The 26,204-nt window shown below is 73.1% G+C and carries 23 protein-coding genes and 2 pseudogenes; 11 read left to right on the top strand and 14 right to left on the bottom strand.

The window, feature by feature from the left end; all coding sequences use genetic code 11:
* Positions 1-36 precede the first annotated feature (36 nt).
* The gene (locus ACFWI8_RS02460; RefSeq protein WP_387084671.1) at positions 37-642 is read left to right on the top strand and encodes a TetR/AcrR family transcriptional regulator; all 606 of its coding nucleotides are present in this window, start codon (positions 37-39) and stop codon (positions 640-642) included.
* Between the two features lie 10 nt (positions 643-652).
* Here ACFWI8_RS02460 and fdhD read toward each other — a convergent pair whose 3' ends face one another.
* Together fdhD and ACFWI8_RS02450 are read right to left on the bottom strand one after the other, a co-directional pair.
* Positions 653-1,504: a formate dehydrogenase accessory sulfurtransferase FdhD gene (gene fdhD / locus ACFWI8_RS02455; protein ID WP_387084669.1), complete on the bottom strand. Its 852-nt coding sequence runs from the start codon at positions 1,502-1,504 to the stop codon at positions 653-655.
* Positions 1,505-1,580: 76 nt separating this feature from the next.
* Positions 1,581-4,742, bottom strand: coding sequence for a glycosyl hydrolase 115 family protein (locus tag ACFWI8_RS02450; protein WP_387084667.1), 3,162 nt, complete (start codon positions 4,740-4,742; stop codon positions 1,581-1,583).
* A 482-nt stretch (positions 4,743-5,224) separates the two neighbouring features.
* On the opposite strand from ACFWI8_RS02450, the gene ACFWI8_RS02445 reads away from it, so the two are divergent.
* Positions 5,225-6,331 carry an LLM class flavin-dependent oxidoreductase gene (locus tag ACFWI8_RS02445; RefSeq protein ID WP_387084665.1) on the top strand — a complete coding sequence of 369 codons (1,107 nt, stop codon included), beginning with the start codon at positions 5,225-5,227 and terminating at the stop codon, positions 6,329-6,331.
* A gap of 368 nt (positions 6,332-6,699) precedes the next feature.
* Complete coding sequence (locus ACFWI8_RS02440) at positions 6,700-7,605, top strand: glutathione S-transferase C-terminal domain-containing protein (protein WP_387084663.1); 906 nt, start codon at positions 6,700-6,702, stop codon at positions 7,603-7,605.
* A gap of 136 nt (positions 7,606-7,741) precedes the next feature.
* Here the strand turns inward: ACFWI8_RS02440 and ACFWI8_RS02435 are convergent, their stop codons facing one another.
* Positions 7,742-8,638 carry a TauD/TfdA dioxygenase family protein gene (locus ACFWI8_RS02435; RefSeq protein WP_387084661.1) on the bottom strand — a complete coding sequence of 299 codons (897 nt, stop codon included), beginning with the start codon at positions 8,636-8,638 and terminating at the stop codon, positions 7,742-7,744.
* A gap of 171 nt (positions 8,639-8,809) precedes the next feature.
* Here ACFWI8_RS02435 and ACFWI8_RS02430 point away from each other — a divergent pair, with 171 nt between their 5' ends.
* Positions 8,810-10,246 (top strand): BNR repeat-containing protein, encoded by a 1,437-nt coding sequence (locus ACFWI8_RS02430; RefSeq protein ID WP_387084659.1) that lies wholly within the window; start codon positions 8,810-8,812, stop codon positions 10,244-10,246.
* A 27-nt stretch (positions 10,247-10,273) separates the two neighbouring features.
* Here ACFWI8_RS02430 and ACFWI8_RS02425 read toward each other — a convergent pair whose 3' ends face one another.
* Positions 10,274-10,999, bottom strand: a complete 726-nt coding sequence (locus tag ACFWI8_RS02425; RefSeq protein ID WP_387084657.1) for an ArsR/SmtB family transcription factor — start codon at positions 10,997-10,999, stop codon at positions 10,274-10,276.
* Positions 11,000-11,065: 66 nt separating this feature from the next.
* Here ACFWI8_RS02425 and ACFWI8_RS02420 point away from each other — a divergent pair.
* The 3 genes and pseudogenes from ACFWI8_RS02420 to ACFWI8_RS02410 all read left to right on the top strand — a co-directional run.
* A pseudogene (locus ACFWI8_RS02420) lies at positions 11,066-11,212 on the top strand (flavin reductase family protein); the annotation flags it as partial.
* A gap of 143 nt (positions 11,213-11,355) precedes the next feature.
* Positions 11,356-11,799 carry an alpha/beta fold hydrolase gene (locus ACFWI8_RS02415; protein ID WP_387084655.1) on the top strand — a complete coding sequence of 148 codons (444 nt, stop codon included), beginning with the start codon at positions 11,356-11,358 and terminating at the stop codon, positions 11,797-11,799.
* Positions 11,800-11,859: 60 nt separating this feature from the next.
* Positions 11,860-12,597, top strand: a complete 738-nt coding sequence (locus ACFWI8_RS02410) for an SAM-dependent methyltransferase (RefSeq protein ID WP_387084653.1) — start codon at positions 11,860-11,862, stop codon at positions 12,595-12,597.
* On the opposite strand, the gene ACFWI8_RS02405 is transcribed toward ACFWI8_RS02410, so the two are convergent.
* Together ACFWI8_RS02405 and ACFWI8_RS02400 are read right to left on the bottom strand one after the other, a co-directional pair.
* Complete coding sequence (locus ACFWI8_RS02405) at positions 12,543-13,391, bottom strand: SDR family NAD(P)-dependent oxidoreductase (protein ID WP_387084651.1); 849 nt, start codon at positions 13,389-13,391, stop codon at positions 12,543-12,545. The genes ACFWI8_RS02410 and ACFWI8_RS02405 overlap by 55 nt on opposite strands.
* Positions 13,388-14,299 (bottom strand): helix-turn-helix transcriptional regulator, encoded by a 912-nt coding sequence (locus ACFWI8_RS02400; RefSeq protein ID WP_387084649.1) that lies wholly within the window; start codon positions 14,297-14,299, stop codon positions 13,388-13,390. Before ACFWI8_RS02400 ends, ACFWI8_RS02405 begins: the two co-directional genes overlap by 4 nt.
* A gap of 233 nt (positions 14,300-14,532) precedes the next feature.
* On the opposite strand from ACFWI8_RS02400, the gene ACFWI8_RS02395 reads away from it, so the two are divergent.
* Entirely contained in the window at positions 14,533-15,375 is an 843-nt protein-coding gene (locus ACFWI8_RS02395; protein ID WP_387084647.1) for an oxidoreductase, read from the top strand.
* 123 nt (positions 15,376-15,498) lie between these two features.
* Here ACFWI8_RS02395 and ACFWI8_RS02390 read toward each other — a convergent pair whose 3' ends face one another.
* A complete protein-coding gene (locus ACFWI8_RS02390) occupies positions 15,499-16,725 on the bottom strand; it encodes a vanadium-dependent haloperoxidase (RefSeq protein WP_387084645.1) in 1,227 nt (408 codons plus the stop codon).
* A 178-nt stretch (positions 16,726-16,903) separates the two neighbouring features.
* Here ACFWI8_RS02390 and ACFWI8_RS02385 point away from each other — a divergent pair, with 178 nt between their 5' ends.
* On the top strand, positions 16,904-17,758 hold the full coding sequence (locus tag ACFWI8_RS02385; RefSeq protein WP_387084643.1) for an NAD-dependent epimerase/dehydratase family protein: 855 nt from the start codon (positions 16,904-16,906) through the stop codon (positions 17,756-17,758).
* A 21-nt stretch (positions 17,759-17,779) separates the two neighbouring features.
* Here ACFWI8_RS02385 and ACFWI8_RS02380 read toward each other — a convergent pair.
* The 4 genes and pseudogenes from ACFWI8_RS02380 to ACFWI8_RS02365 form a co-directional block, all read right to left on the bottom strand.
* Positions 17,780-18,663, bottom strand: a pseudogene (locus tag ACFWI8_RS02380) (IS982 family transposase).
* 123 nt (positions 18,664-18,786) lie between these two features.
* A complete protein-coding gene (locus ACFWI8_RS02375; RefSeq protein WP_387084641.1) occupies positions 18,787-19,722 on the bottom strand; it encodes a GNAT family N-acetyltransferase in 936 nt (311 codons plus the stop codon).
* A 216-nt stretch (positions 19,723-19,938) separates the two neighbouring features.
* A complete protein-coding gene (locus tag ACFWI8_RS02370) occupies positions 19,939-20,448 on the bottom strand; it encodes a helix-turn-helix domain-containing protein (protein ID WP_387084639.1) in 510 nt (169 codons plus the stop codon).
* A 150-nt stretch (positions 20,449-20,598) separates the two neighbouring features.
* Positions 20,599-21,462 (bottom strand): SDR family oxidoreductase, encoded by an 864-nt coding sequence (locus ACFWI8_RS02365; protein ID WP_387084637.1) that lies wholly within the window; start codon positions 21,460-21,462, stop codon positions 20,599-20,601.
* Positions 21,463-21,576: 114 nt separating this feature from the next.
* On the opposite strand from ACFWI8_RS02365, the gene ACFWI8_RS02360 reads away from it, so the two are divergent.
* Positions 21,577-22,188 (top strand): TetR/AcrR family transcriptional regulator, encoded by a 612-nt coding sequence (locus ACFWI8_RS02360; RefSeq protein ID WP_311595002.1) that lies wholly within the window; start codon positions 21,577-21,579, stop codon positions 22,186-22,188.
* Positions 22,189-22,209: 21 nt separating this feature from the next.
* Here ACFWI8_RS02360 and ACFWI8_RS02355 read toward each other — a convergent pair whose 3' ends face one another.
* The 3 genes from ACFWI8_RS02355 to ACFWI8_RS02345 form a co-directional block, all read right to left on the bottom strand.
* Positions 22,210-23,295 (bottom strand): cellulose binding domain-containing protein, encoded by a 1,086-nt coding sequence (locus ACFWI8_RS02355; RefSeq protein ID WP_387084634.1) that lies wholly within the window; start codon positions 23,293-23,295, stop codon positions 22,210-22,212.
* 104 nt (positions 23,296-23,399) lie between these two features.
* The gene (locus ACFWI8_RS02350; RefSeq protein ID WP_387084632.1) at positions 23,400-24,200 is read right to left on the bottom strand and encodes a phosphotransferase; all 801 of its coding nucleotides are present in this window, start codon (positions 24,198-24,200) and stop codon (positions 23,400-23,402) included.
* A 5-nt stretch (positions 24,201-24,205) separates the two neighbouring features.
* Positions 24,206-24,898: a TetR/AcrR family transcriptional regulator gene (locus ACFWI8_RS02345; RefSeq protein ID WP_387084630.1), complete on the bottom strand. Its 693-nt coding sequence runs from the start codon at positions 24,896-24,898 to the stop codon at positions 24,206-24,208.
* Between the two features lie 42 nt (positions 24,899-24,940).
* Here ACFWI8_RS02345 and ACFWI8_RS02340 point away from each other — a divergent pair, with 42 nt between their 5' ends.
* Positions 24,941-26,158: a hypothetical protein gene (locus tag ACFWI8_RS02340; protein WP_387084628.1), complete on the top strand. Its 1,218-nt coding sequence runs from the start codon at positions 24,941-24,943 to the stop codon at positions 26,156-26,158.
* The last annotated feature ends 46 nt before the right edge of the window (positions 26,159-26,204 follow it).

Here is a 26,204-nt window from a genome sequence, read left to right as displayed (position 1 = left end):
TTATGATACGGGTGTACCGCGAGGGAGGTGGGCGCCGTGCCCGTCCGGGTCGATCACGAGGAGCGCAGGCGGCAGATCGCCGAGGCGCTGCTGCGCATCGCCGACACGCAGGGCCTGCAGTCGGCCAGCATGCGGGCCGTCGCCGCGGAGGCCGGCGTCTCGCTGCGGCTGGTGCAGTACTACTTCACCACCAAGGAGGCGCTGCTGCTTGACGCGCTGGACAGGCTCGGCGGCCAACTCCGGGCCCGCATGGAGAGGTGGATCGCCGCGGCGGGGGCCCCGGCCACGCCGCGCGGCGTCGTGACCGCGGTCCTGTCGAGCATCCTGCCGACCGACCAGGAGAGCCGCCGGATCACCAGGACCTACGCCGCCTACTACACGCTGGTCCTCAGCGATCCCGAACTGACGGGGAGGCGCGGCACCGCCCAGCCCGACCTGCTGGAGTCCTTCCTGGTCAAGCAGGTCCGCGCGGCACAACAGGCCGGGGAGATCGACGCGGGCAGGGACCCCGAGATGACCGCCGCCGGCTTGCTGGCCATGGTCAACGGCCTGGGCTCGAGCGTGCTGGGCGGCCAGCGCTCCGGCGAGTCGGCGCTGACGATCCTCACCCGTCATCTGGACGAGCTGTTCCGATCGCCGTGACGGCGACCCGTCAGACCGCGGCGGCCTCCGGGAGGATCACACGGTCCGCGCCCGCGTAGACGTTCATGGACGTGCCGCGCAGGAAGCCGACGAGGGTGAGTCCTGACTCCTCGGCCAGGTCGACGGCGAGGGAGGACGGCGCCGAGACGGCGGCGAGGGCCGGGATGCCGGCCATCACCGCCTTCTGGACCAGTTCGAAGGAGGCCCGGCCGGAGACCAGCAGCACCGTGTCGGTGAGTGGCAGCAGCCCCTGTTCCAGGGCGCGGCCGACCACCTTGTCGACCGCGTTGTGGCGGCCCACGTCCTCCCGGACGTCGAGGAGTCGGCCGTCGGCCGCGAAGAGGGCGGCGGCGTGCAGGCCGCCGGTGCGGTCGAAGACGCGCTGCGCGGACCGCAGCCGGTCGGGGAGCTCGGCCAGCAGGCCCGGGTCGAGGCGCGGGCCGCCGGTCAGCGGCAGCGGCCAGCGGGCCGTGGTCCGCACCGCGTCCAGGCTGGCCTTGCCGCAGACGCCGCAGGACGAGGTCGTGTAGACGTTCCGCTCCAGCGTGATGTCCGGCAGCGGGACGCCGTCCGCGAGGCGGACGTCCAGCACGTTGTAGGTGTTGCCGCTGCCGTCCGGGCCCTGGGCGCCGGCGCAGTAGGTGATGCGGGCCAGCTCCTCGGGCCGGCCCAACACCCCTTCGCTGACGAGGAATCCGGCGGCGAGCGCGAAGTCGTCGCCCGGCGTGCGCATGGTGACGGCGATGGCGCGTCCGTTGACCCGGATCTCCAGGGGCTCCTCACCCACCAGGGTGTCGGCCCGCCGGCTGACGGCACCGTCCCGGATCCGGACGACGCGGCGGCGTTCGGTGACTCGTCCCATGGGTTCATCATGCCCCGAAGCGAGCCGGAAAGCGCCCGCTGTGTACGGGATACCGTCGACAATCGACCGAAACGCGTCAGCCGTCGGCGCGTCTGCTCTCCGGCGGGCCCAGGTAGCTGGGGCGCAGCCCGCCCGTGTCGACGACCAGTTTCTGCAGCACCACAGTCGGGTCCACCATCCAGAACCGCAGCACGTGCCGCCCCGGCTCCGCGATGGTGTGCTCGGTGGTGGTGATCCGGACGTTGTCCGAAGTACCGTGCTCCCACTGCCGGTTCATGGAGGTGTCGTCCGCGCCGCTGACCGCCGTGACGTTCACCGGGACCGGAGCGGCGCCGTCGAACGAGACCGCGTAGCTCAGGCCGTCCGTCGGCAGCACGTTGTTGCGCGGCGAGAGGTAGGCGAGCACCCGCACCCGGCCCGCCGTGAACAGGGTCAGGTCGTACTCGAGTCGCGGGCCGCGGCCGCCCGGGGTCTGGCGGTCCGCGGTGACCGGGAACGGCGTGACGCCGTCGCCGGTGCGGCCCAGGTCGGGGACGCGCTGCCAGCGGACTCCGGCGCCGCCCACCGCCCGGTCGAAGTGCCCGGCCTCGATGGAGACGTAGCCGTTGGCCTCGACGAAGCCGGCGAGCCGGCGCAGCGGCACGCCCGGGTTGGTGACCACCGCCGTCACCTCGACGCTCGCGCCGCCGGGCCCGGTGACGGTCAGCGGCACCCGGGTGGTGCCCAGCGGAGCCGCGCCGAAGTCCACCGTGACCTCGGCCCGCACCTGGCTGGTGACGGTGCCGGCGGCGGGGGAGACCCGCAGCCACGGCACGCCGGGTTCGATCCGGAAGTCGAACGGCTGCCGGCCCCGGTTGAACACCTCGACATACTGGGCGGGTTGCGACTGGTAGGGGCTGAACTCGGGGAGCACGGCCGGGCCCTGGGCGGCCGGCCACCACTCGGCAGAGCCGTCGATCGCCACGCCGAGCTCGGCGCCGGCCGGCGGGTCGATCCTGCGCACCGGCGGGAACACCTCGTCCGGCAGCGCCACGTGGTCGGGGGTCTGCGGCTGCTGCCACGGCGCGTCCTGCCCGTAGCGGGCGACGTCGCCGTAGCCGATCTTCGGCTGCGTCTGGAAGCCGGCCCACTTCCCGTCCCGCAGCGTGTTGTTGTAGTAGTCCGACATCGCCTGGTCATCGGCGAACCTGGCGTCCGTGTCGTCGGCGAGCTGGTTGGCGGCGGCTCTGCCCTGCCGCGCGTAGTGCAGGTTGGTGAACTCGGCGGCCCGCAGGGCGTAGAGGTTGGCGGTCGCCTCCACCTGGTACTGCACCAACTGGTAGTACGCGTCGTGGTACTCGACGGGCAGTGCCTCACCGATCCGCTGCGCCCGCGCGTCCAGCTCCTCCCACTCGGCGGTGACCCGCTCCAGCTCCCGGTAGTCGGTGAGGCTGAACGGCGTCGCCTGGTCGTCGTAGACGATCGCGGAGGCGTCGGTGGCCGGGTCCTTCGTCGGGTCGACGGTGATCCGCCGGTTGAGCAACTCCGGCTTGCGGCGCGCCTGGAGGACGCCGTAGTCGTGCAGGACCCCGGCGATGGCCTCGGCGTGCCGGCGGCCGAAGTTCTGCTCCGCGTACTGGCGTTCCCACTCGCCGAGCCGCTCGATCGGCCAACGCTCCGGGTCCCAGGCGTAGTCCAGGAAGAACTGCAAAGGCAGCTCCTCCGCCTTCAGGTCGCCGACGTTGACCACCCAGAGGCGGTCGATGCCGTACCGGTACGACAGGTGTAACTGTTCCCAGGTGGAGGCGAGGTTGACGGTGTCGACCCACTTGTAGTTGCGGCCGCCGCCTACGTAGTCGAAGTGGTAGTAGAGGCCGTAGCCGCCGGACCGCTCCGGCAGCCGGGGGTCGGGGACCTTGCGCATGTTGCCCCAGTTGTCGTCGCAGAAGACGACGGTCACGTCGTCCGGCGGGCGAAGACCCTGGTCCCAGTAGCGCTGCACCTCCTTGTAGAGCGTCTGCACCTGGGGGATGGCGGTCAGGTCCTCGGCGCCGGTCACCTCGGCCAGGATCTCGCGCTGCGCGGCCAGGATGGACTCCATGAGTTCGATGCCGTCCCCGTCGGGCAGGCTGACGTCGCCGTTGCCGCGCATGCCGAGCGTGACCACGCCCTCGAAGTCCTCCTCGACCATGCGGCGCACGCCGTCCGCCCAGTAGCGCCTGATGGCCTCGCCGTTGCGGCGGAAGCTCCACTCGCCGGTGCCGCCGTACGGGTCGCTCCCGGGGGTGACGACGTTCCCGGCCGCGTCGCGCCGGGCCGGGACCGCGTGCCGGTTCCACTCCTCGATGCCGCGCATCATGGGAGCCTCGTGCGAGGTGCCCATGACGACGCCGTACTCCCTGGCGGTCGCGTGGTTGGCCGGATCGTCCTCGGCGAAGGCGCGGCCCCAGACGGCGGGCCACAGGTAGTTGGCCCGCAGCCGCAGCATCACCTCGAACACCCGGGCGTAGAAGGCGCTGTTGAAGCCGTTGGGGAAGTCGGGGGCGTGGCCCGGGCCGAAGAACGCCGGGGCCCAGGTGCCGAGCGCCGGGTTCTCGTCGTTGATGAAGAAGCCGCGGTACTTCACGGCTGGGGTGCCCTGGGTGAACCGGCCGGGCAGCAGGTAGACCCGCTCGTGGCGGGGGACCGGCACGTCGTCCCACCAGTGCCACGGCGAGACGCCGAGCTGGCGCGAGGTCTCGTAGACGCCGTAGATGGTGCCGCGCTGGTCGCTCCCGGCGATCACGAACGCGCGCCGCACCCCGGGCAGCGGATTGTGCACGAGCTGCTCGCGGGTGGTCTCCCACTTCCCGGCGATGCCGGCGATGTCCACCTTCCCGGCGGCGACCAGCTGGTCGATCAGCGGGCTGCGGCCGATGGTGCCGACGATGACGAGCTCGTCCTGGCCGGCCGGCGCCCGGTCGTGGCTGATCTCGGGGGCGGCACCGGTGACCCGTTCGAGGTCGGTCCGCAGGTCGCGCACCGCCCGCAGCACGCCCGGGTGGTCGGCCGAACTCACGACGATCGGGACGGTCCTGCCGTCGGTCGACAGGGGCAGGCTGCCCGGCTGCCAGACGGTGGAGACGAAGGTGCTGCGCCGCTCTGTCGCCGGCGGGGTGGCGACCGCGCCGGCGGGGGCGGCCGCGGCGACGGTGGGTGCGGTGCCGGCCGCCGTCACCGTGAGCGGCAGGAGACCGAGGAATGCGCGACGGCTCGTCATGATCAATCTCCGTGCGGGGATCCGATAATTCTCGGGATGGTTCCGGAAGATGCTGGCCGTGACTCCGGACGAAGCTAACGACGGGGCATGCCCAGGTCAATACTCGGTTCCCGACTGTCATGGCGGTGGTCCCGAAAGGGAGTTGGGGTCATGCCGGGCGGCACGCGCACCCCTCCGAGGTCTGAAAACCTTTCGGGCCGCCCGCGGCGGCCGGGTCCACATCCCGACCACCTGGTTGACGCCCACGTCGGGCGCTGTTCCACTGAGAGCATGAGCGGCGAGCGGCGCCTGACCACCCGCGACCACATCGACTTCGGTCGCGTGTGGTCCGCCGCGTGTCGCCGCGCCTGACGCGGCCGACCGCCCCCGCCCTGCCCGGCGTGGCCGCCTGACCGGTCGATCCCCGCCGCCCCGCGCGGCCCGGCCGTCCCTCCCCAGCGCATCCGCCCTGTCGCATCCCGCCTTCGAAGGGGCCCATCGCCATGCCCGTCGAATTCCTCGGTATCGCCGCCACCAACGACGGCTCGGAGACCACCGCGCGCTCCGGCGCCGCGTTCGACCCGGGCTACACCCTCCGCCTCGCCCGCGCCCACGAGGACCACGGCTGGGACCGGGTGCTGTTCGCCTACGGATCCGGCTCCCCCGACCCGGCCACCGCGGCCGCGTTCCTGGCCGCCCGGATGGAGCGGCTGAACATCCTGCTCGCCCACCGGCCCAACGTCTCCTATCCGACGTTCGCCGCCCGCTCCTTCGCCACCCTCGACCAGATCAGTGGCGGCCGCCTCACCGTCCACTTCATCACCGGCGGCAACGACCACGAACAGCGGCGGGAGGGCGACACCCTCACCAAGGACCAGCGGTACTCCCGCACCCGCGAGTACATCCAGATCGTCAAGAAGATCTGGACCAGCCACGAGCCCTTCGACCACGAGGGCGAGCACTACACCTTCCACGACTACGTGAGCGACGTCTTCCCCGTCCAACAGCCGCGCCCCGGCGTCTCGTTCGGCGGCTCCTCGGCCGCCGCCCTCGCGGCCGGCGGCGCGGAGGCCGACATCTACTGCCTGTGGGGCGAGCCGCTGGCCGAGACCGCCCAGCAGATCGAGGCGGTGCGGCAGGCCGCTGCCGCCGCCGGCCGCCGCGAAGTACCGCGCATCCAGGTCGCGTTCCGGCCCATCATCGCCCCGACCGAGGAACTCGCCTGGGAGAAGGCGTACCGCACGGTCGGCGCGATCAGGCAACGGCGCGGCGGGGACGGCGGGTTCGCCCCCGAGAACACCGGATCGCAGCGACTGCTGGCCATCGCGGAGCGGGGCGAACGCTACGACCGCGCGCTGTGGACCCCGACCGCGGCCGCCACCGGCGGCGCGGGCAACTCCAACGCCCTGGTCGGGACCCCGGAGACGGTCGCCGCAGCGCTGTTGGATTACTACGACCTCGGAGTGGACATCATCTCGGCGCGGGGTTACGACCTGCTCGGCGACGCCATCGACTTCGGGCGACACGTCATCCCCCTCGTCCGCGAGGAGGTGGCCAGGCGCGACGCGGAGTTGGCGGCCCGGCGCGCGCCGGCCGCCGCGGCCGGATGAGGCGCCCGGGGGCCGCGCGAGCGGACGTGACCGGCGCATGCTGACGGGCACCGAAAGACCGAGGGGCGGCGGGCAGGATGGGTGACGGAGGTCTCGCGACCGACTGTCCCGCCCCGCCGCCGCCCGCCCCGACCGAACCCCCGGTCGCCCCGGCTTCCGCCGCGTGGCTCCCCGTCCCGCCCGGCTGGCTGTTGACGTCCCGGCTCCACATCGATCTGCTCCGGGTCTGCAGCTCCTACCAACGAGGTTGATCGACCGCGGCGACCCGCCGCGAGCCGTCGCTCCCGCCTGCCCGGGCGAACCCCTCCCGCCGCTCGCCCGGCCGGCGACCTCCCGCCCGTTCCCGTCCGCGCCCGCGAGGGAGAACCATGTCCACGTCCCGTTCCACGACGTCGTCGCGGCCCGTCTGTCCGCCCGAGCCCGCCATCAGGGGCCGGATCGGTCCCGACGCCGACCACGGCTTCTACCCGGTGGCCCACCGCTACCACCTGTACCTGTCGCTCTCCTGTCCCGGCTGTCTGCGCATCGCCGTCACCCACGCCCTGCTCGGCCTCGACGACCGGATCTCCCGCACCCTGCTGCCGCCCGTGCCCGACGGCCCGGGCGCCGGCTACGCGGCGCTGCGCGCGCCCTACGAGGCGACCGCCCACGGCTACCGCGGGGCCGCCAGGGCCCCGGTGCTGGCCGACCGTTGGACCGGCCGCGTGGTCAGCAACCACACCCCCGACATCCTGCGCGACCTCTGCCTGCGGTTCGGCGGCGCGGGCGGGCCCGACCTCTACCCGGCGACGGCCGAGCGGGAGATCCGGGAACTCGACCTGCTCTGCGAGCGGGACATCGGCGCGGCGGCGCAGCGCGCCGGGCAGGCCGGCGGCGACGACGCGAGCCGGGCCGCGGCGCTCGATATCCTGCTGGGCGCGCTCGGCGCGCTGGAGGAACGGCTCGCGACCGGGCCCCACCTGGTCGGCGACGCGCTGACCGCCGCCGACGTCCACCTGTGGGTGACGCTGGTGCAGTTGGACACGGTGCACCGCTGGCACCTGGACGCGGAGGCGGTGCACCGGATCGCCGCGCACCCGCGGCTGTGGGCGTTCGCCCGCCGGCTGCTGGCGAACCCGGCCTTCGCCAGGCAGCTGCGTCTCGAGGAGATCGAGCGCCGCCACCACCACGACTGCCGGGGTCTCGAGGCCGCCGGCGCGGCCGTCCAGATCATCGACTGGACGGCCACCGACGACCTGCTGGCCTCGCCGGCCAGGCAGCGCCACCCGCGCTGAGCACTCCGGCCGAAGCCGGCGCCGGTCCGCGCCTCTCGGGGGGAGCCGCGGTGATCGCGGGGCGGCTCCACGGGGGGCGCGCCAACGGCCACGGCCGGCCGGCGGTCGCCCCTCCCCGCGCGGTCCGGCGAAGCGCTCAGCGCCCCGGCATCTCGGCCGGTTCGAGCAGGCGGCTGGTGGAGCCGTCCGGGGCCACCGGCAGCTCGCCGTCCACGGTGATCCGACGCAGCGAGCGCTGGTGGCCGTCCGAGTCGTCGACGGCGTAGTGCTGGGTGGCGCGGTTGTCCCACATGGCCACGTCCCCGGCCCGCCACTGCCAGCGGACCGTGTTCTCCGGGCGCTCGATGTGCCCCTGGAACAGCTCGAACAGCAACTGGGAGTCCCTGGCCCGCACTCCCGCCAGGCGCTGCACGAAGTTGCCGAGCAGCAGGGTGCGCTCACCGGTCTCCGGGTGCACCCGCACCACCGGGTGCTCGGTGCGGAACCGGGTGGCCGCGAACACCTCGCGGAACCGGGCCAGTTGCTTGGCGTCGGCCTCCGGTCGGACGGCGGCGTAGTCGAACTCGTTGGTGTGGATGGCCCGCAGGCCGTCGGCGAGCGCCCGCAGCGGCTCGGGCAGGCCGGCGTAGGCGGCGGCCGTGTTGGCCCAGACGGTGTTGCCCCCGTAGGGCGGGATGGTGATCGCCCGCAGGATGGAGAACGCCGGGTAGGCCGGCACGAAGGTGACGTCCGTGTGCCAGCGGTTGGCCCGGTCGCCGTGCTCGGAGTCGACGGGGAACGCGTAACGCCCGTCGGCCGCCGGCACGGTGGGGTGCGCGAAGAGCGGGCCGAAGAGCCGCCCGAACGCCTCGTGTCCCTCCTCGTCCAACTCGTGCTGGTCGCGGAAGAAGATCACCTTGTGGGCCAGCGCGGCGGCCCTGATCTCGGCCACGGTCGCGGGCGTCAGGTCGCCGCCGAGCCGGACGCCCTCGACGACGGCGCCTATCCGGCCGCCGAGGCGGGTGATGCGAAGAGTGGGGGGTGCGGTGGTCATGCGCGGGCCCTTCGTGCGGAGGTGCGACTCTGCCTCGATCTTGTAAAACGCGTGGCGCGATAAACCCGTTTCCGGCGTCGGGGAATTCACTTCCCGGTCCCTCGCCGGCGCGGCCCCGGTCCGGTACCGTGACGGGTTGAATCCATTCAGCCGGAGAGCGTGGAGTGCGCCATGCCCCGCACGCCCAACCGCAGAAGCGTGATCCAGACCGCCATCGGCGCCGCCGCCCTCGGCGGACTCGCCGCCGGCCGCGCCGGCGCCGCGGCGGCCGCAGGACCGTCCGTCACCGTGCGCGGCAGCACCCTGCTCGACGCGACGGCCCTCTACTTCGTCTCCTACGACGGCCTGGTCAACAACAACGCCTTCCAGAAGCACGGGCTGCTCACCCACAACGGCCACCAGTACGCCGTCTGGTACGCCGCCGACCGCCAGGCCACCGTCGCCCGACGCGCCCTGACGTCCACCACCTGGTCGAAGACCACCGTCGGCCACGCGCTCACGGCAAACGACTCGCACAACGTCATCTCGGCCGGCGTCTCGCCGGCCGACGGCCGGCTCCACCTCGTGATGGACTCGCACAGCGGCGGCTACTTCTACGTCAAGTCGGTGGCGGGCCTCGCCGGTTCACCGGCCGCCCACCCCTGGCGGGCCGACCGCTTCGGCCCCGTCCAGACCAGTATGGACGGCACCGCCCTCACCGCCACCCTCACGTACCCGCAGTTCCTCGTCTCGCCGGCCGGCCGGCTCCAACTCAGCTACCGCACAGGCTACTCGGGCAACGGTCAGGCCGCGCTCGCCGAGTACGACGGCACCCGCTGGACCAACCTCGGCGCCTGGTCGAGCGCCACCGGCACCTACACCACGGGGTACGGCAGCAGCGGCTCCCGCAACCTCTACCTCCACGGCCTCGACTACGGCCGCGACGGCCGGCTGCACGTCTTCGGCACCTGGCGCGAACAGTCGACCGCCGTGACCTGCGGCGCCAACCTCACCAACCATGACACGGTCTACCTGCGCAGCGCCGACGCCGGCCGCACCTGGACCAACGCGACGGGCGCGGTCGTCGGCACCACGGGCGCCCAGCTCGTCTCCGTCAACTCACCCGGCCTGGTGGTCGATCCACTGAGCCCCGACCACGCGCTGATGAACCAGGAGTCCCAGGCCGTCGACTCGGCCGGCCGGCCGCACGCGCTGATCAGCTACGTCCCGGGACGATTCGGGCAGTGCGTTCGCGACTACGTGGCCGGGCGGATCGCCAACGCCTACAACTTCCACGTCCACCAGGACGCGGCCGGCGCCTGGCACAAACGTGAGATCCCGGTCCCGCTGCGGTCGAGCCAGCGCTCCCAGTTGGTGTTCGACGCCTTCGACAACGCCTACGTCGTCATGCCGTACGTCCGGGTCGTCGCCGCCTCGGCCGCCAGCGGCTGGACCGACTGGACCCTGCTCCACGACGGAACCTCGACGCTCAACGCCTTCGGCGAGGTCGTCGTCGACTCGACCCGCGTCCCCGTCGACGGCGTGCTCTCCGTGCTCTACCAGGAGCGCTCCACCGGCACCACGCCCTCGCCGCTGCGCGTCATCGACTTCCAACTCCCGCGCGGCTGATACGTCCGTTCGCATTGAGCGGCCGGCTCAGGCCCGGCTCCGCACGAGCAGCCGGTCGGAGAGGCCGAGGCGCGCCGTGAGCGCCGCACGGCCCGCGGCCGTGACGAGCACCGCGCGGGTCGAGCCCACCCGGGAGACCCAACCGGCGTCGAACGCGTGTCGGCACAGCGCGGCGCCCACCGCGCCCGCCAGGTGCGGGCGGCGCTCCGTCCAGTCCAGGCAGGGCCGGACGGCGGGGCGACGGCCGCCGGCCGGGACCGTGACGCCAAGATCCCCGAGCCAGTCGTGTCCCGCGGCGGTGAGGCCGAGCCCGTGCGCCAGGTCCAGCAGGCCCCGCTCGACCATCGCGTCGGCGATCGCCACCCCGACCGTGCCCGCCAGGTGGTCGTAGCAGGTGCGGGCGTGCGCCAGCGCGTCGCGCCGGCCGGCGGCCGACAGGGTCGCGGGCCGCTCGGCGCGCCGGGGCGCGAGCGCCGCCAGGTCCTCGACGAGCTGGGCCACCTCGGGGCCGGCGAGCCGGACGTACCGGTGCCGCCCCTGCCGCTCCTCGGCGAGCAGGCCCCCACCCACCAGCGCGTGCAGGTGCTCGGTCGCGGTGGAGGCGGCGACGCCCATGTGCCGTGCCAGCTCCGTCGCGGTCCACGCCCGGCCGTCCAGCAGCGCCAGGCAGAAGCCGGCGCGGGTGCCGTCGGCCAGCAGCCTGGCCACGGCGGCCAGGTCGGGGCCCGAGGCGCGGGCCTGCGTGGTGTCCATGAGGCCATTGTCGCCGACGACGCTTCGGCGGCGGCCGAAGCGACCCAGGCCCCAGCGTTCCGGGCCATGAACGTCGCGCCACGGGACGCCCCCCACGTCACGATCGAGCCGAGCATCCTCTACTTCGGGACGCCGGTCGTCCTGCTGTCCACGGAGAACGAGGACGCCTCGGTCAACCTCGCCCCGATGTCGTCCGCCTGGGCCCTGGGGCGCCAGCCTCGCCGCCGAGTACCTGGCCGCCTACCCGACCGGGTCGCCGCCATGGTCCTCACCTCGCCCGGCACGCTCTGGGCCCCCGTGGCGAGGTCGACATCTGGGACCGCCTTACCGCCGAACAGGAGCGCCGCATCGAGGAGTTGGAGAACAACCCGCGACTGGTCGCCTGGTCGCTGCTGACCGGGGTCAACCCACGGGCCGCCCACGCGCTCGTCCCGGACGCCGAGATCGACCCGCTCTTCGCCGAACTCCTCGACATCGCCGCCCCGGCCGCCGCCTGCGACCCCACCCGGCCGCCGACGGTCACCTCCGCCGCCCTGCCCGGCTTCTACGCCAACCAACTCGTCAGCGCCGACCAGTCGACGGTCCCCGACCCGCGCCCCGCGCTGCGCTCCAGCCACGTCCCCACCCTGGTGCTGCGCGGCGACTGCGACTACAAGCGACCCGAGATCGCCGCCGAGTACGCCGAAGTCCTCCCGGAGGCCCGGCTGGTGACCATCCCCGACGCCGGCCACGTCATCGAGTCCGACCAGCCCGACGCCTACCGCGAGGCCATCCTGGGCTTCCTGACGCCCCGCCAGTGAGCGTGCCGGCGGCTCCTATTCGAGATGCGGGGCGGAGCGCGCCATGACATTCTCCGCCCCATGGACCGGGAACAGATCTCCAGGCTCGCCCACGCCGACCATCCGGTCGCGGCGCCGCTCGACGACGACGCCGTGCGTGGCCTCCTCGACCACGGCATCCGGCGCGGCGACGAGCGCGTCCTCGACCTCGGCTGCGGCCGCGGCGAATGGCTGCTGCGCGCCCTCGCCGCGCACCCCGGACTGCGCGCCGAGGGCGTGGACACGGCTGAGAGCGCGCTGGCCGAGGCCCGCGCCGCCGCCCGGCGGCTCGGCGTCGACGACCGCCTCACCCTCCACCACCGGGACGCCGCCGACTTCCCCGCCTCGCACGCGTTCGACGTGGTGCTGTGCGTCGGCGCCACCCACGCCTTCGGCGGCCTGCTCCCCACGCTGGCCGCCGCCCGCTCCCACCTCACGCCGGGCGGCCGGGTCCTGGTGGGCGACGGCTACTGGGCGCACCGGCCCACGCCCGAGGCCGTCGAGATACTCGGCGACCTCGCCGACCTGCCGACCACCGTCGACACGGTCACCGCGGACGGCTGGACCCCCGTCCACGGCCACCTCAGCACCCGCCGGGAACTCGACGGCTACGAGTGGTCCTGGACCGGCTCCCTCGCCTCCTGGGCCCTCGACCACCCCGACGACCCGGGCGCCGCGACCGCCCTGACCCGCGCCACCACCCACCGCGACCAGTGGCTGCGCGGCTACCGCGACGCGTTCGGCTTCGTCTGCCTGGTGCTGCGGCCGACGAACGGCTGACCGGAGCGGGGCCTGGCCTTGGTGGCGTGGCGGGCGGCCTTGTAGGTCTCGGGCAGGAAGCGGTGCTCGATGGCGGCGCGCTTGGTGGCGGCGTCGCCGCCGACGATCTCGGCGCGGCCCTTCATCATGGCGACGAAGCCCTGGCGGGCGACTTCCCGGCGGCTGTTCTTCTTCATGCCGGGCCCGAACGCGGTGTTGTCCATGCCGGCTCGCGCGTGGAAGTCGCTGTCGGTGGCGCCGGGCATGAGCGTGGTGACGGTGACGCCGTGGTCCTTCAGTTCCTCGCGCAGGCCGAGGGCGAACATGCGGGTGAAGGCGCGGGAGGGCCCGTACACGGTCTCGTAGGGGGTGGGCAGGGTCGCGGACAGCGACGAGGTGATGAGGATCCTGCCCTCGTGGTGGGCGGCCATGTGCCGCGCGACGTGCTTGGCGAGGTGGACGACCGAGGTGACGTTCAGGGAGATCAGCGAGAGTTCGTCGTCCAGATCGGTGTCGAGGAACCCACCGCCGATGCTGCGTCCGGCGTTGAGCACCGCGGCGGCCAGCGGCCGGCCGGTCTCCTCCACGGCCCGCCACACCGTCTCGACTCCGTGCGCCTCGGCGAGGTCGGCGCGGACGGGGACGACCTGGGCGCCGTCGCGGGTGAACTGCTTGGCGGCCTCCTCGATCCTCGCACTGCGGCCGGTGGCGACCAGGTCGAAGCCGCCCCGGGCGCACAGGCGGGCGATCTCGTAGCCGATGCCGTTGGAGGCGCCGGTGACCAGGGCCAGCGGGCGGGGGGAGGGGGTGCTCACAGGCTGCTCCTGTCGTCGGAGGGGGAGGGCGGACGGGGGGCGCCGTCCGGCTCGGGGCGGTGGGGGGCGGGAGTGTTCCAGTCGGCGAGCAGGCGCCATGCCTCCTGGGAGGCGCGGTCGGGGGCGGGCATGTAGAGGAAGAGGGTCTGGTCCTCCTCGCCGGGCGGGACGAGGGCCTGGTAGTCGATGGTCAGCGCACCGACCGTCGGGTGGTTGAAGCGCTTCTGGCCGTGGGTGCGGGTGAGGACCCGGTGGTCGTCCCACCAGCGGCGGAAGTGCTCGCTCTTCATCGTCAGCTCACCGACCAGTTCGGCGGTGCGGGCGTCGTCCGGGTACCGGCCGGCGTCCAGGCGCAGGATCGCCGTCATCTCCGCGGCCAGCCGCGCCCAGTCCACGTACAGCTCGCGGGCCTCCGGCGACAGGACGATCCAGCGGGTGAGGTTGCGCTCCCGGTAGGGCATCGCGTCGAAGTCGGCGATCAGGATCCGGCACAGGTGGTTGGTGGCCAGGATGTCGCCGCGTCGGCCGAGGACGAAGGCGGCGTGCTCGTGGAAGGAGTCCACGAACCGCCGCAGACCGGGGCGGGCGCGCTGCACGCTGGGCGGCGCGCGCCGGGCGCGGCGCCCGGGCCGGACCTTGACCAGGTCGTGCAGGTGCGACCGCTCCGCCTCGTCCAGACGCAGCGCCTGGGCGACCGCGTCGAGGACGTCGTCGGAGGGGGTGATGTCACGGCCCTGCTCCAGGCGGGTGTAGTAGTCGGCGCTCACCCCGGCGAGCTGGGCGACCTCCTCGCGGCGCAGTCCCGGCACGCGGCGGTAGGCACCGCTGGGCGGGAGGCCCACCGACTCGGGGTCGACACGGTCCCGGCAGCGGCGCAGGAACTGGGAGAGGTCCACGTTGCCGGCCATGGAACCATCGTCCCGCCGCGGTGGGGGCGCGGCGAGCGTGGTGGGTGGGTCGGCTTGTCCCAGGAAGCCGCGTCCCGGGAAGCCGCGTCCCTGGGGCGAAGCGGCCCTGGAATCGCGGGCCGAAGGCCGTTCCGGTGGTGATTTCGTGGCTGAGGCGCCCGGTGGACCGGGCCCGACCGGGCTCGACCCGGCGCCGACTCTCCGAGATCGACCACGACGCAAGGACCTCTCTCATGACCACTTGGCTGATCACCGGCTGCTCCACGGGCTTCGGCCGCCAGCTGGCCGCCACCGTGCTGGCCCGCGGCGACCGGGCCGTCGTCACCGCACGCCGCCCCGAGCAGGTCGAGGACCTGGTCGACGCCGCGCCCGACCGGGCCCTCGGCCTGGCCCTGGACGTCACAGAGCCCGCCCGGATCCAGGCCGCCGTCGCCGCGGCCGAAGACCGCTTCGGTGGCGTCGACGTGCTGGTCAACAACGCGGGCATCGGCTACTTCGCCGCGGTGGAGGAGAGCACCGACGACGAGGTCCGCCGCATGTTCGAGGTCAATGTCTTCGGCCTGTCCGCGATGGTCCGGGCCGTGCTGCCCGGCATGCGGGCCCGCCGCAGCGGCACCATCGTCAACTTCTCCTCGATCGGCGGCCTGCGGTCCTTCCCGGCCGTCGGCTACTACAACGCGACCAAGTTCGCCGTCGAAGGGCTTTCCGAGGCCCTGTGGCAGGAGGTCGAACCGCTCGGCATCAGGGTGCTGCTGGCCGAGCCAGGACCGTTCCGCACCGACTGGGCCGGCCGCTCCGCGAACGAGACCCCGCCCGAGCACGAGATCGCCGACTACGCCGCCACAGCGGGTGCCGCGCGTGCCTCCTTCCGCGAGAACACCGGCCGCGAGCCCGGCGACCCGGCCCGCGCCGCCGAGGCGATCGTCACCGCGGTCACCGCCGACAACCCGCCACACCGGCTCCTGCTCGGCAGCCCCGCCTACGACATGGCGCTGGAGAAACTCGACAAGCTGCGCGCCGAGTTCACCGCCTGGGAGGACCTCGCCCGCGGCGCGGACTTCCCCGCCCAGCGCTAGGGCCAGCCTCCCGTTCGCCCCGCCAGGTCCTCGACTCGTCGGTACGGCGGGCGGCGGGCGGCGGGCGGCGGGCGGGGGCCCAACGGCCCCCGGCCACCGCCCGCCGGCCCTCGGCGGCGCGGGTCAGTCGAACAACCGCTCGGCGGCGCGCAGGGTGTGTGCCGCGACCGTCCGGCCGAGCCGGACACCGGCCTCGTCCGCCGTCCTGGTGTGGATGCCGGAGAACACCCGGGCGTCGATGTTCTCCCGCGACAGCTGCCGCCAGGTGGTGTAGGTGCGGGTCACGCCCGGCGCGGTCGGGCTGGTCAGCTCGAACGGCGCGGTGCGGGCGCCGACCAGCGCGGTGAGCACGCCCTCGGCCGCGCCCGAGTAGGTGCCGTGGCCGCTCGGGTAGTCCGGGTGGGACGGCGTGACGTGCAGCGGGGTCCAGTCGGCGTCGCCCGCCGCGCGCAGCGCGGTGACCGGGCGCCAGGCCAGGTAGGCGTACTTGCTGTCGGACGTGGCGATCGCGGTGTCCACCAGCGCCACGTGGAACAGCGCCACCAACTCGGCCCGCTCACCGAGGTCTTCCGCCGACCGGCTGAGCGCGACCCGCAGCGGCTCCGTGTAGAGGGTCAGCGAGGAGCCGTACCAGAACGCGGCGGTCTCCGTCTGGTGCTCGGTGCGCACCGTGCTGTCCGCCGAGCCGTAGGCCGCGACCTCGGCCAGGTCGGCCCGGTGGCGTGCCGAGTCGACGGTGGGCGGCGGCGCGAGCCGGTACTGGTCGCCGTCCGACAGCAGGAAGGGCCGCGCGTTCCTGGTGCCGGCCTGGAGCGCGGGGCCGAAGGCCGGCGGCGTCGGCTGCCAGACGCCGGGCGCCGGCTGCGGCACGGGGAAGGTCACGTTGACCGAGGCCGGGTCGAGGCCGTCGCCCTCGCGGTCGGCCAACAGCGCCCGGGCCTCGGCGCGACCGGCCGCCAGGCCGGCGTCCTCGGCCGGGCCGTCGGGCACCCGGTCCAGGGTCTCCGCCAGCGCGGCGTCCAACTCGGTGGCGCGCGCGGGGGCGAGGGCGCTCAGCGCCTCGTGCACCGCGCCGGCCAGGGCGGCCTCCTGGAACTCGGCCCGGCCGTCACCGCGGAGCGCCCGCGCGGCGGCCGTCCAACCGATGGCCCAGGTGCGGTTGTTGGTGACCTGGGTGGACGCGCCGGCGGCGGCGACGGTGTCCGCCGTCACGTCGTACCACTCGACGGCGACGTCCACCGGCTCCTCGGCCGCGGTGGCGGCGCCGGACGGCAGGGCCAGGGCGCCGACGGCGGCCAACGCGAGGGCCGCGGGGAGGCGTACGGGCAGGCGTGCGGGAGTTCTGCTCAACGAAGGCTCCAGAGACGGAGATTGACGAGGGGGACGGCGGCCACCGCGCTCGTCATCGTCGCACCCCGATATTGCGCGGTCCTGGCCTCGCGTGACGCCGCCATTGCGGTTCGCGGCATCTGTGATTGGCTGGCCCCCGACTCGAACCGATGATCGTGAACGAAGGTACGTGATCCCCATGCCCCGTGTCGCCGTCACCGGCGGGAGCGGCAAGCTCGGCCGCGCCGTCGTCAGGGAGTTGCTCGACCACGGCTGGGACGTGGTCAACCTCGACCGGGCGGCCCCGGCCGAGCCGCTGTGCCCGTTCGTCCGGGTCGACCTGACCGACTACGGTCAGGTCGTGGGGGCCCTCACGGCCGTGGACGACCGCTACGACCGCGTCGACGCCGTGGCCCATCTCGCGGCGGTCCCGGCGCCGGGCCTGGTCCCGAACACGGCCGTCTTCGGCAACAACATCACGTCCACCTACCACGTCTTCACCGCCGCCCGGCTCGCCGGCATCCGCAACGTGGTGTGGGCGTCCAGCGAGACGGTGCTCGGACTGCCCTTCGACACCCCGCCGCCCTACCTCCCGGTGGACGAGGAGTACCCGGCCCGGCCGGAGAGCAACTACTCGCTCGCCAAGCACCTCGAGGAACAGCTGGCCGCGCAACTCTGCCGCTGGGACCCGACGTTGACGATGGTCGGCCTGCGTTTCTCCAACGTGATGGACGTGTCGGACTACGCCCGCTTCCCCTCCTTCGACGCGGACCCTGGGCTGCGCCGCTGGAACCTGTGGTCCTACATCGACGCCAGGGACGGCGCCCAGGCCGTCCGCAGGGGCCTGGAGTACCGGACGCCGGGCGCCGAGGTCTTTGTGATCGCCAGCCCCGACACGGTGATGTCCACCCCCTCGGCGGAGCTGGCCGCCGCCGGGTTCCCGGACGTCGAGGTCAGGACCGAACTCGGCCGCCACGAGTCGCTGATGTCCACGGCCAAGGCCCGCCGCCTGCTGGGCTACGCGCCGTCGCACAGCTGGCGCGACCACGTGTAGACGAGTAAGTCTGATCTCCGGTCAGTGGTCATATGCGATCAGTGACCGGGTGATCGGGGCCTTGGTTGCGTTGCTGTGCCACATCACGGCGGCCATCGCGAGGATGCGCTGAGCAACGCGAATCGCGACTCCGGCGCAGCTGCGGCCGCCATGGTCTTCGAGGTCGAGCTGGCCTGTGAGGGGGGCGTTCACCGACTCGATCAGTTGCCGCGCCTTCTTGAGCATCGGTTCGCCGTAGCGGGCCTTCTCGTCCTTGCGGGACGGTCGCAGGAGCGTGACGCCATGCTCCCCCCAGCAGCGTCTCGAAGGCTCGTCCGGCGAGGCCCTTGTCACTGATCAGCAGGATGCCATCGTGCTCGGCGACCACGTCTGCCTCGACTTCGAGCATCGAGGCCAGCACCTCGCGCTCGCCAATCTTCGGATCGGCCAAAGCCCACAGGATCGGCATCCCGGACGGAGTGCACACTCAGCCCCCAGTAGAACCGCGAGTGGCTGGCGCAGTACCCATAGCCCGCCCATCCGGCCAGGTCCGAGCGTTTCACCGTTGGCCGCGACATCCCGCAGGGCCCGGGGTGGAGTCCACGATCCAGCAGTCGTCCAGCCAGAAATCGCTCGACTTCGACAGCATCCGGATGACCCGCTTGACCCAGGCCGAGCGCGGACCGCAGCCGCTTGTCGTAGCCGGACTGCTGAGGGAGGTACGGGAACATCCCGGTGAGGTGCTTGCCGGCGTAGCGCAGCCAGTGCGTCTCGGACGTGAAGCCGAGCAGCGACTGGGCGAGCGCGAGGCACACAAGCTCGGAGTCGGTCAACACCGAGGGCCTGCCCAGCCGTCGTGGTCCCGCCAGCTCGTCGTCGATCTTCACGTACAGGGCGGTCAGAAGGGTCTCGATGTCGTTCGTCACACAACGATCAACGAGACCCTTCTCCTTTGCGCCCGCAGGACTTCAGACCTACTCGTCCAGCCCTACCAACCGAGGCGGGGAGGGGCCGCTCAGCATTCGTTACGGCGCGGGAGCGGCCCCCGCTCACAACCGGCGGGTGAACTCCTGGCGGTCGGCGAAGTTCTCGTAGCCTGCCCGTTCGAAAGCCATGATCATGGCGGTGTTGGCCGCGTCGCAGTCGCCGCGGATCTCCTCGGCGCCCGCTTCGACCAGCAGCCGCGTGCCGCGCGCCACCACCGCCGTCGCGTAGCCGTTGCCGCGGCAGGCGGGAGACACAGCCACCAGGCCGATCACCGCGGTCGAGGCGTTTCGGGCGGGGAGGCTGAGGGCAGCCGGCGTGCCGTCCGGAGCGTAGCCGAGTTCCCACCACGAGGGCTCGTACGAGAACTCCTCCATGTCCGCGAAGAGGCTCTCCGCCGCACGCCGGGCGCCATGCCGGGCGACCCTGGCAGCGAGTTGGGCGTCGGCGCTGGTCGGCAGCGCCTCGGCGAGGAGAGCGATGAACGGTTCACGGCCCAGACTGGGCAGGGAACGCCAGGTCAATCGGTCATCATGCGAAGTGAGTTCTACCCCGGAGCGGTGGCGGAAGCGGCGACCGTCACGGGCCCGCTCGAAGCCCGCCAGACGGAGAAGCTCGGCGCGCCGTTCCGGCTCCGCCTGGTACTGCGGCGGCTGCGTCGGCGAGTCGATGACGTGCTCCAGCTCCGTGGCGCCGAGCGAGTCGGCCAGGGCGACGGCCTCGGCCAGCAGCGCCTGGCCGGTGGCCAGGCCGGGTTCGTCCCACGGTGTCTCAAGGAGCACCAGGGCCATCGGGACGTCGTTCCCGGGGAGGGTCCATAGCGCGGTGGCCGCGGTGAGCCGACCGGCCTCGTCATCCGCGACCAGGCACCACTCCGGCCGGGTGCACTTCTTGGCAAGTAAGTCGGTGAGGTAGGCGGCCGTCCCGGCATTGCGCTCGGGCTGGTCGGAGTGCTGGACGAGGGCAGGTAGTTCGTCTGGGCGCGCTATACGTATAGGCATGTACTGGGATCATCCTGTCTCTCGATGACGTAGCTGGCTTTGCATGAAATCGCCACCCAGTGGCACCGGCAGGCCTGGCTGTTCCTGCCCTTGTCAGACCGACCATCAGACCCGGGCCTACGGACTGGATACTGTCGGCCTCCTGCCGCGGCGGTGGATCCCACGGCCGATCGGCGGTGGTCGTGGCCTGGCGCAGGGCGGTGCGGCGTGGGCATCTCATTCCACCGGGTAGCGCACCACCAACACCCCCTCCACATCCCTCTCCACCGCCTCGTACTGATGCGGTACATCCGCCGCCCACCGGGCGTGGCCGCCCGGGCCCACCTCGAGCGGGGCGGAGGCGGGACCAACCCGCGCCGTGCCGCTGAAGACCAGCAAGTGCTCCTCCGTGCCCGGCACATGAGCGGCCGAGCGCTGCACCGCGCCGCTCTGAATGCGGATGCGATACACCTCCGACACCGCAGCCGCGTCCTGCACGCGGTCCGTCAGCACCGCGTGCACCGCCGCGCCCTGCACCGGGGCGGGGCCGACGACCGCGCTCAGCGGCGCATCGAGGGCCGTGGTCAGCGCGTACAGCGTCTCCAGGGTCGGATTGCGCTGGCCGGTCTCCAGTTCCGAGAGCGTGCCCTTGCCGACGCCGGAGCGGCGGGCCAGTTCCGACAGCGACAGGCCGCCGTCCTGGCGCAGACGGCGCAGCCGCTCGCCCACCTCTTGGGCCAGTTCCATAGCTTTCCGCCCCTACCGCGCCGGTGATGCATTGTCGTGACGCGACTAGCGTTCCACAAACAGAACGTTCTGTAAATGGAACGATCGTGGCGATGCGCACGCACCGCGGCTCAGGCGGGGTTCGCACTTACTCGTCCAGCCGCCCCGCCCCTACTGTGACCGAGGGGCCGGGACGGCCCGCTCCGCCGCGCGGCTCACCGACTCCCAGCCGGCCCAGGTCTCCATGCGCTGCCTGGAGATGGCGAAGGCCACGTCGTAGACCATGCTGCCGAGCAGGAGCCGCAGCGGCGGTTCCTCGCTGGCGACCAGCTTCATCAACGCCTCGGCGGCCAGCCGTGGTTCGCTGTCCACCGACCCCTCGGCCCACTGCTTCTCCAGCTCCGCGCGCAGCTCGTCGTAGTGGGGATCCGGTTGGGTGGCCGTGGTGTTGGCGTAGAGGTCCGTCCAGTAGCCGCCCGGTTGGACGATGGTGACCCTGACGCCGAACCGGGCGGCCTCGGCGGCCAGCGCCTCGCTCATGCCCTCGAGGGCGAACTTGCTCGCGCTGTAGAGACCGGTGCTGGGGAAGCCGCCGAGCGCGCCGATGCTGGAGATCTGCACGATGTGCCCGCTGCCCTGGGCCCGCAGGTGGGGCAGCACGGCCTGGCCGACCCAGAGCGGGCCGAAGAAGTTGACGTCGAGCTGGGCGCGCGCCTGCGCCTCGGTGAACTCCTCCACCATGCCGGCGAAGAGTGCCCCTGCGTTGTTCACGACGAGGTCGAGCCGCCCGAAGTGCGCGACGGCCTCGCCGACGACGTCGAAGACCGCCTGCCGGTCGGTGACGTCGAGCCGCAGCGCGAGCAGGCGGCCAGGGTGCCGGGCGGCGAGCTCGTCGAGCGGCGAGATGTCGCGGGCCGTGCCGACCACGCGGTCGCCCGCGTCGAGCGCGGCCTCGGTGAAGGCGCGGCCGAGGCCGCGGCTCGCCCCGGTGATGAACCAGACCCGGGAGGAGGCGGCGGTGTTCGGGGTTTCCATGGTGTTCCCTTCTTGCGAGACGGTCCGTTCCGTCTCGCTGATGTGAACCATAGGTCGCCGAGCGCCTCCCGTCAAGACGGACCGTCTCGTCTCATGCATTGCTAGGGTGGACCCATGTCCAAGAAGGCCGCCCCCGACCCCAGCCGCCGCAGCGAGACCGCGCGGCGCGCCATCCTCACCGCCGCCCTCGACCTCGTCGGAGAGGTGGGATACGCGAAGCTCAGCATCGAGGGCATCGCCGCCGCCGCCGGCGTCGGCAAGCAGACGATCTACCGCTGGTGGCCCTCGAAGGGTGCGCTGCTCTTCGACGCCTTCCTCACCCTCGCCGGTGAGGGTGACGACGGGCAGAGCGCGGCCCTGCCCGACACCGGCGACCTCGCCGCCGACCTGAAGCTGGTGCTGCGGGCCACCGTCGAGGAGCTCAACGACCCGCGCTACGACCAGCCCATGCGCGCCCTGCACACGGAGATCGTCCACGACCCCGCCCTCGCCGCCGACTACGCGAAGCGGTTGGACGAGCCGATGCGGGAGTTGAAGAAGGAGCGCCTGCGATCGGCACGGGACGCGGGGCAGTTGGCGGCGGACGTCGACCTGGACGTGGCCGTCGACCTGCTGTTCGGCCCCGTCCTCAACCGCTGGCTCCAGCGCACCGGACCCCTCACCGCCGAGTACGCCGACCAGGTCGTCGACACGGCGCTGCGCGGCCTCCGGCCGCGTGAGCCGTAGGACGCGCAGCGGGGTGGTCGGTCAGCCCGTCGCGCAGGCCGAGCCGTTGAGGGCGAAGGCGGTCGGGCCTGACGCGTCGCCGGTGTGGGTGGCCTGGAAGCCGATGGAGACGCTGGCTCCCGGTGCGATGGTGCCGTTGTAGGCGGCGTTGGTCGCGGTGACCGCGCCGCTGCTCGGACTGTAGGTGGCGTTCCAGCCCGAGGTGATGCGCTGCCCGCCGGCGAGCGTGAAGCCGAGTGACCAGCCGTTGACGGTCGTGGTGCCGGTGTTGGTGACGCTGATGGACGCCGTCAGGCCGGTGTTCCAGCTGTTGGTGGTGACGGCGACGCGGCAGGCGCCGGTGCCCGGCTCCGGGCCGGGTCCCGGGCCCGGATCGGTGCCGCCCTCGCCGAGCGCCGCGGCCAGCGCCGGGTACCAGCGGCTCTCCAGCTTCTGGATGCCCGTCGTCTCGTTGGGGTGCACGCCGTCGGTGGTGTCGGCCGCGGTGTCGAAGCCCGTCCACTGGTCGACCACGGTGATCAGTGAGCGCTCGGTGCTGTGCGCGGCGGCCCAGCCCGGGATGGCGTTGTTGAGGTTCACCGCGCCCTGGGCACAGTCGGCGCAGCCGCCCGGGTTCATCGGCGGAATCTGCGCCACGATCAGCCTCATGTCCGGGTTCTGGGCCCGCATCTGGCCCAGCAGCGTGCTGTAGGCGTCCAGGATGGTGGCCGGCGGCAGGTGGCTCCACACGTCGTTGGTGCCGAGCATCATCAGCACGATGTCCGGCTGGGTGGCGGAGAGCCAGCCCGGCAGCTGGTTGTTGTTGGCGATGCCGGTGGCCAGGAAGCCGCCGTGCCCCTCGTTGTCGACGTCGAAGGAGCCCTGGCAGTAGGGGTTCTGGAGGGTGCCGACGAAGTCGACGTTCGTGTGGCCGGTGGACTGCAGGTGCTGCCAGAGCAGCGCGCGCCAGCAGCCGTTGTTGCCGGTGATGGAGTCGCCGAGCAGCATGACCCGGGTGGGCGCGGCGGCCGCGGCGGGCTGCGCCGCGAGGCCGGTGCCGGCCGCGAGCAGCAGGGTGAGCAGCAGCGTCAGGAGCCGACCGAGTCGGCGCCGTGGTGAGGCGGACATGAACGCTCCTCGGAGTCGGGGACAGGGGTTTGGGAGCGCTCCCAAGGCGGACTATCGAGCCACCCGTGAAGCTCGTCAATCCCCGCCGCGTCCCCGGTCTCCGGTCACTCGGTGAGCGCCGCCGCGAACCGCTGCCGGTTCCCGGCGAGCCAGGACCGCAGCCGGTCCCAGCGAGCCCAGCCGCCGTTCCTGGCGAGAGCCGCCAGGTAGACGGGGTCACCCCGCTCGACCCGGGCGGCGACGAAGGCCCGGCAGACGTCCGTCGCCTGCTCGATCACCAGCGGCAGCTCGGCGCGCTCCGGCCAGGAGAGCCCGTAGGCGTCCGCGAGCAGCCGCAGCCGGGCGAAGGGTTCCAGCTGTCGGGGAAAGGCGGAGGTCGCGGAGTCCGGGGCGAGCATGGGCACCCAGTAGCGGGCGGTCATGGCCAGGTCCCAGATCGGGCGTCCCGGGGCGGCCAGGTCGAAGTCGATCAGGGCGGCGGCCCGGCCGTCGGTGAAGACGACGTTCTCCGGGCAGACGTCGTTGTGGCAGAGCAGCGGCCCGCCCTCGGGGTCGGAGAGCTCGCGCGACCAGTCGGCCGAGGCGTCGACGGGGACGGTCGCGCTCACGTCGTGCAGGCGCCGCAGCAGCCGGCCCACCGACTCCAGGGCGGTGTCCGTCAACACCCAGTCGGGGAACGGCGGCAGGGCGACGTCTCCCGGGACGAAGGACAGCTCCTCCTGTCCGTCGTCGGTGAGCCGGACGGGGGTCGGGACGCCGTCGAAACCGGCCCGGCGCAGGGCGTGGAGGTGAGTGTGGAGCGCCCGCGCGCCCGGTGGGGCGGGGCGGACGACCACGTCGCCCCGCCGTCGTACCGCGCCCGCGTTGGCCATGCCGCCCGGCAGCGGCTCCCCGTCCGTCGTCACGGCGGTCACGTTACCGGCGGCAACCGGGCCTCGATGCCGTCGAGTACGAGGTCGAGCCCCAGCTCGAAGGAGCCGTCGAAGTCGGCGTACTCGACCTGGGCGTGGCCCGCCAGCGTCGGGTACCGGTCGGCGTGCCGGGTCAGGTGGTCCTGGACCCGGCGGCGCAGGGCGGCCTCCCGCTCCGGGGCGCGGACGGTGGCGCGCCAGACGTTCTCGGCGGCCGAGTGGCCGTGGGCGTAGGAGGTCAGCACGTTGACGGCGGCGATCAGGCCGGGGCCCGTGAGCCCCGCCCCGGCCAGCGCGGCGTAGAAGCACTCGGAGTGGGCGAGCGCGATCGGGCCGAGCAGCGGCCGGGTGGCGCGCAGCTCAGGCACCCAGGGGTGGCGGCGCATCGTCCGCCGGCTCGCCACGAGTTGCTCGGTGAGCACGGCCCGCCACGGCGTGCCGGGCACCGGCAGCGGGATCTCGTCGAAGACCGCGTCCAGGGCCAGGTCGAGGACGTCCTCGCGGCTGCCGACGTGGCTGTAGAGGGACATCGTGCCGGCGTCGAGGCGGGCGGCCAGGCGGCGCATGGAGAAGCCGGCGACGCCCTCCGCGTCCAAGAGGGCGACGGCCGCCACCACGATCCGCTCCCTGGAGAGCCGAGGCCGGGGCGGTCGGTCGTCCTCCTCGCGCAGCCACAGGCTGTCGGTCGTCATCCGTACAGTGTACGGAAAACCCGTACACCTAGCGTCGACCGTATGGATGAGCGAACGGTGCGGGACGAATGGGTGCGTGGCTACGCGCTGTTGGCGCTGCGGGTGGCGCGGCGCCTGGGTGGCATGGTGATCTACCGGGGCCCGGCAGCCTGGGAGCGGGAGGTGGCGGCGGAGGAGGAGCCGCCGGCCGGGCGGTTGGTGGCGGACGCGGAACGTCTGCTCGACGGGCTGCCGTTCGGCCCGCCGCGGGCCCGCTACCTGGCCGCGCAGGTCCGTGCGCTGCGCGCGGTGGCGCGGACCCTGGACGGGACGGTGCCGCCGCTCGCCGAGTACGCGCGGGAGACGCTGGGCGTCGTCGCGGACCCGGTGGACGAGTCGGTGCTCGGCGTGGCGCACGACGCGCTGGACGCCGCGCTGCCGCGCGGCTCGGGGGCGTTGGCCGATCGGCTGCGCGCCTGGGAGGCCGCCCACGCCCTGCCCGAGGCGCGCCGCGCCGACCTCCCGGGGCTGGTCCGGCTGGCCGTGGCCGAGACGCGCGCCCGCACCGGGGCGTTCGTGTCGCTGCCGAGCGACGAGCGGGTCGGCGTGCGGCTGGTGGACCAGGCGCACTTCCTGGCCGCCGGCTCCTACGACGGCGGGTCGCGCTCGACGATCCACATCAACCGGAGCCTGCCGTTCAACCTGGCCGACCTGCTCTACGTCGTCGCCCACGAGGGGCATCCCGGCCACATCGCCGAATCGCTGCTCAAGGAGATCCACCTCCTGGAGCGGCGCGGCTGGACGGACCAGTGGGTGCGGTTCATGCTCTCGCCCTCGTTCGTGGTCAGCGAGGGGCTCGGACTGCACGCCCAGGAGATCGTGTTCCCCGGCGACGAGGCCCGACGCTGGCTGGCGGACCGGGTGTTCCCGAGCTACGGCATAGCCCGGGACGGCGCGGACCTGGCCGCCGTGCACCGGGCGCGCAACGTGCTCTGGGGCGCCTGGGCCAACGCGGCGCTGCTGGCCGCCGAGGGCAGGCCCGAGGCCGAGGTCGCCGGCTACCTCGGCCGTTGGGCGCTGCTCGACGAGGCCGGCGTCGCGGCCGCGTTGACCTCCCTGCGGGCACCCGGCATGGGCCTGTACGTGCTGGGCTACCACCACGGGCACCGGGTGGTGGGGGAGTACCTGGGGCGCGGCGGGGACCGGGCGGCGCGGGTGCGGCGGCTGCTCACCGAGCAGGTGCTGCCGGCGGACCTGACCGGCGGGCAGCTCACACGGTGAGGATGACGTTGACCACGACGGCCACGGCGAGCGCGGCCAGCAGGAG

Origin of the sequence: Streptomyces sp. NPDC127098, assembly GCF_042722465.1 — a bacterium.
Classification (GTDB): domain Bacteria; phylum Actinomycetota; class Actinomycetes; order Streptomycetales; family Streptomycetaceae; genus Streptomyces; species Streptomyces millisiae.
This window is presented reverse-complemented; position numbering and strand designations above follow the sequence as displayed.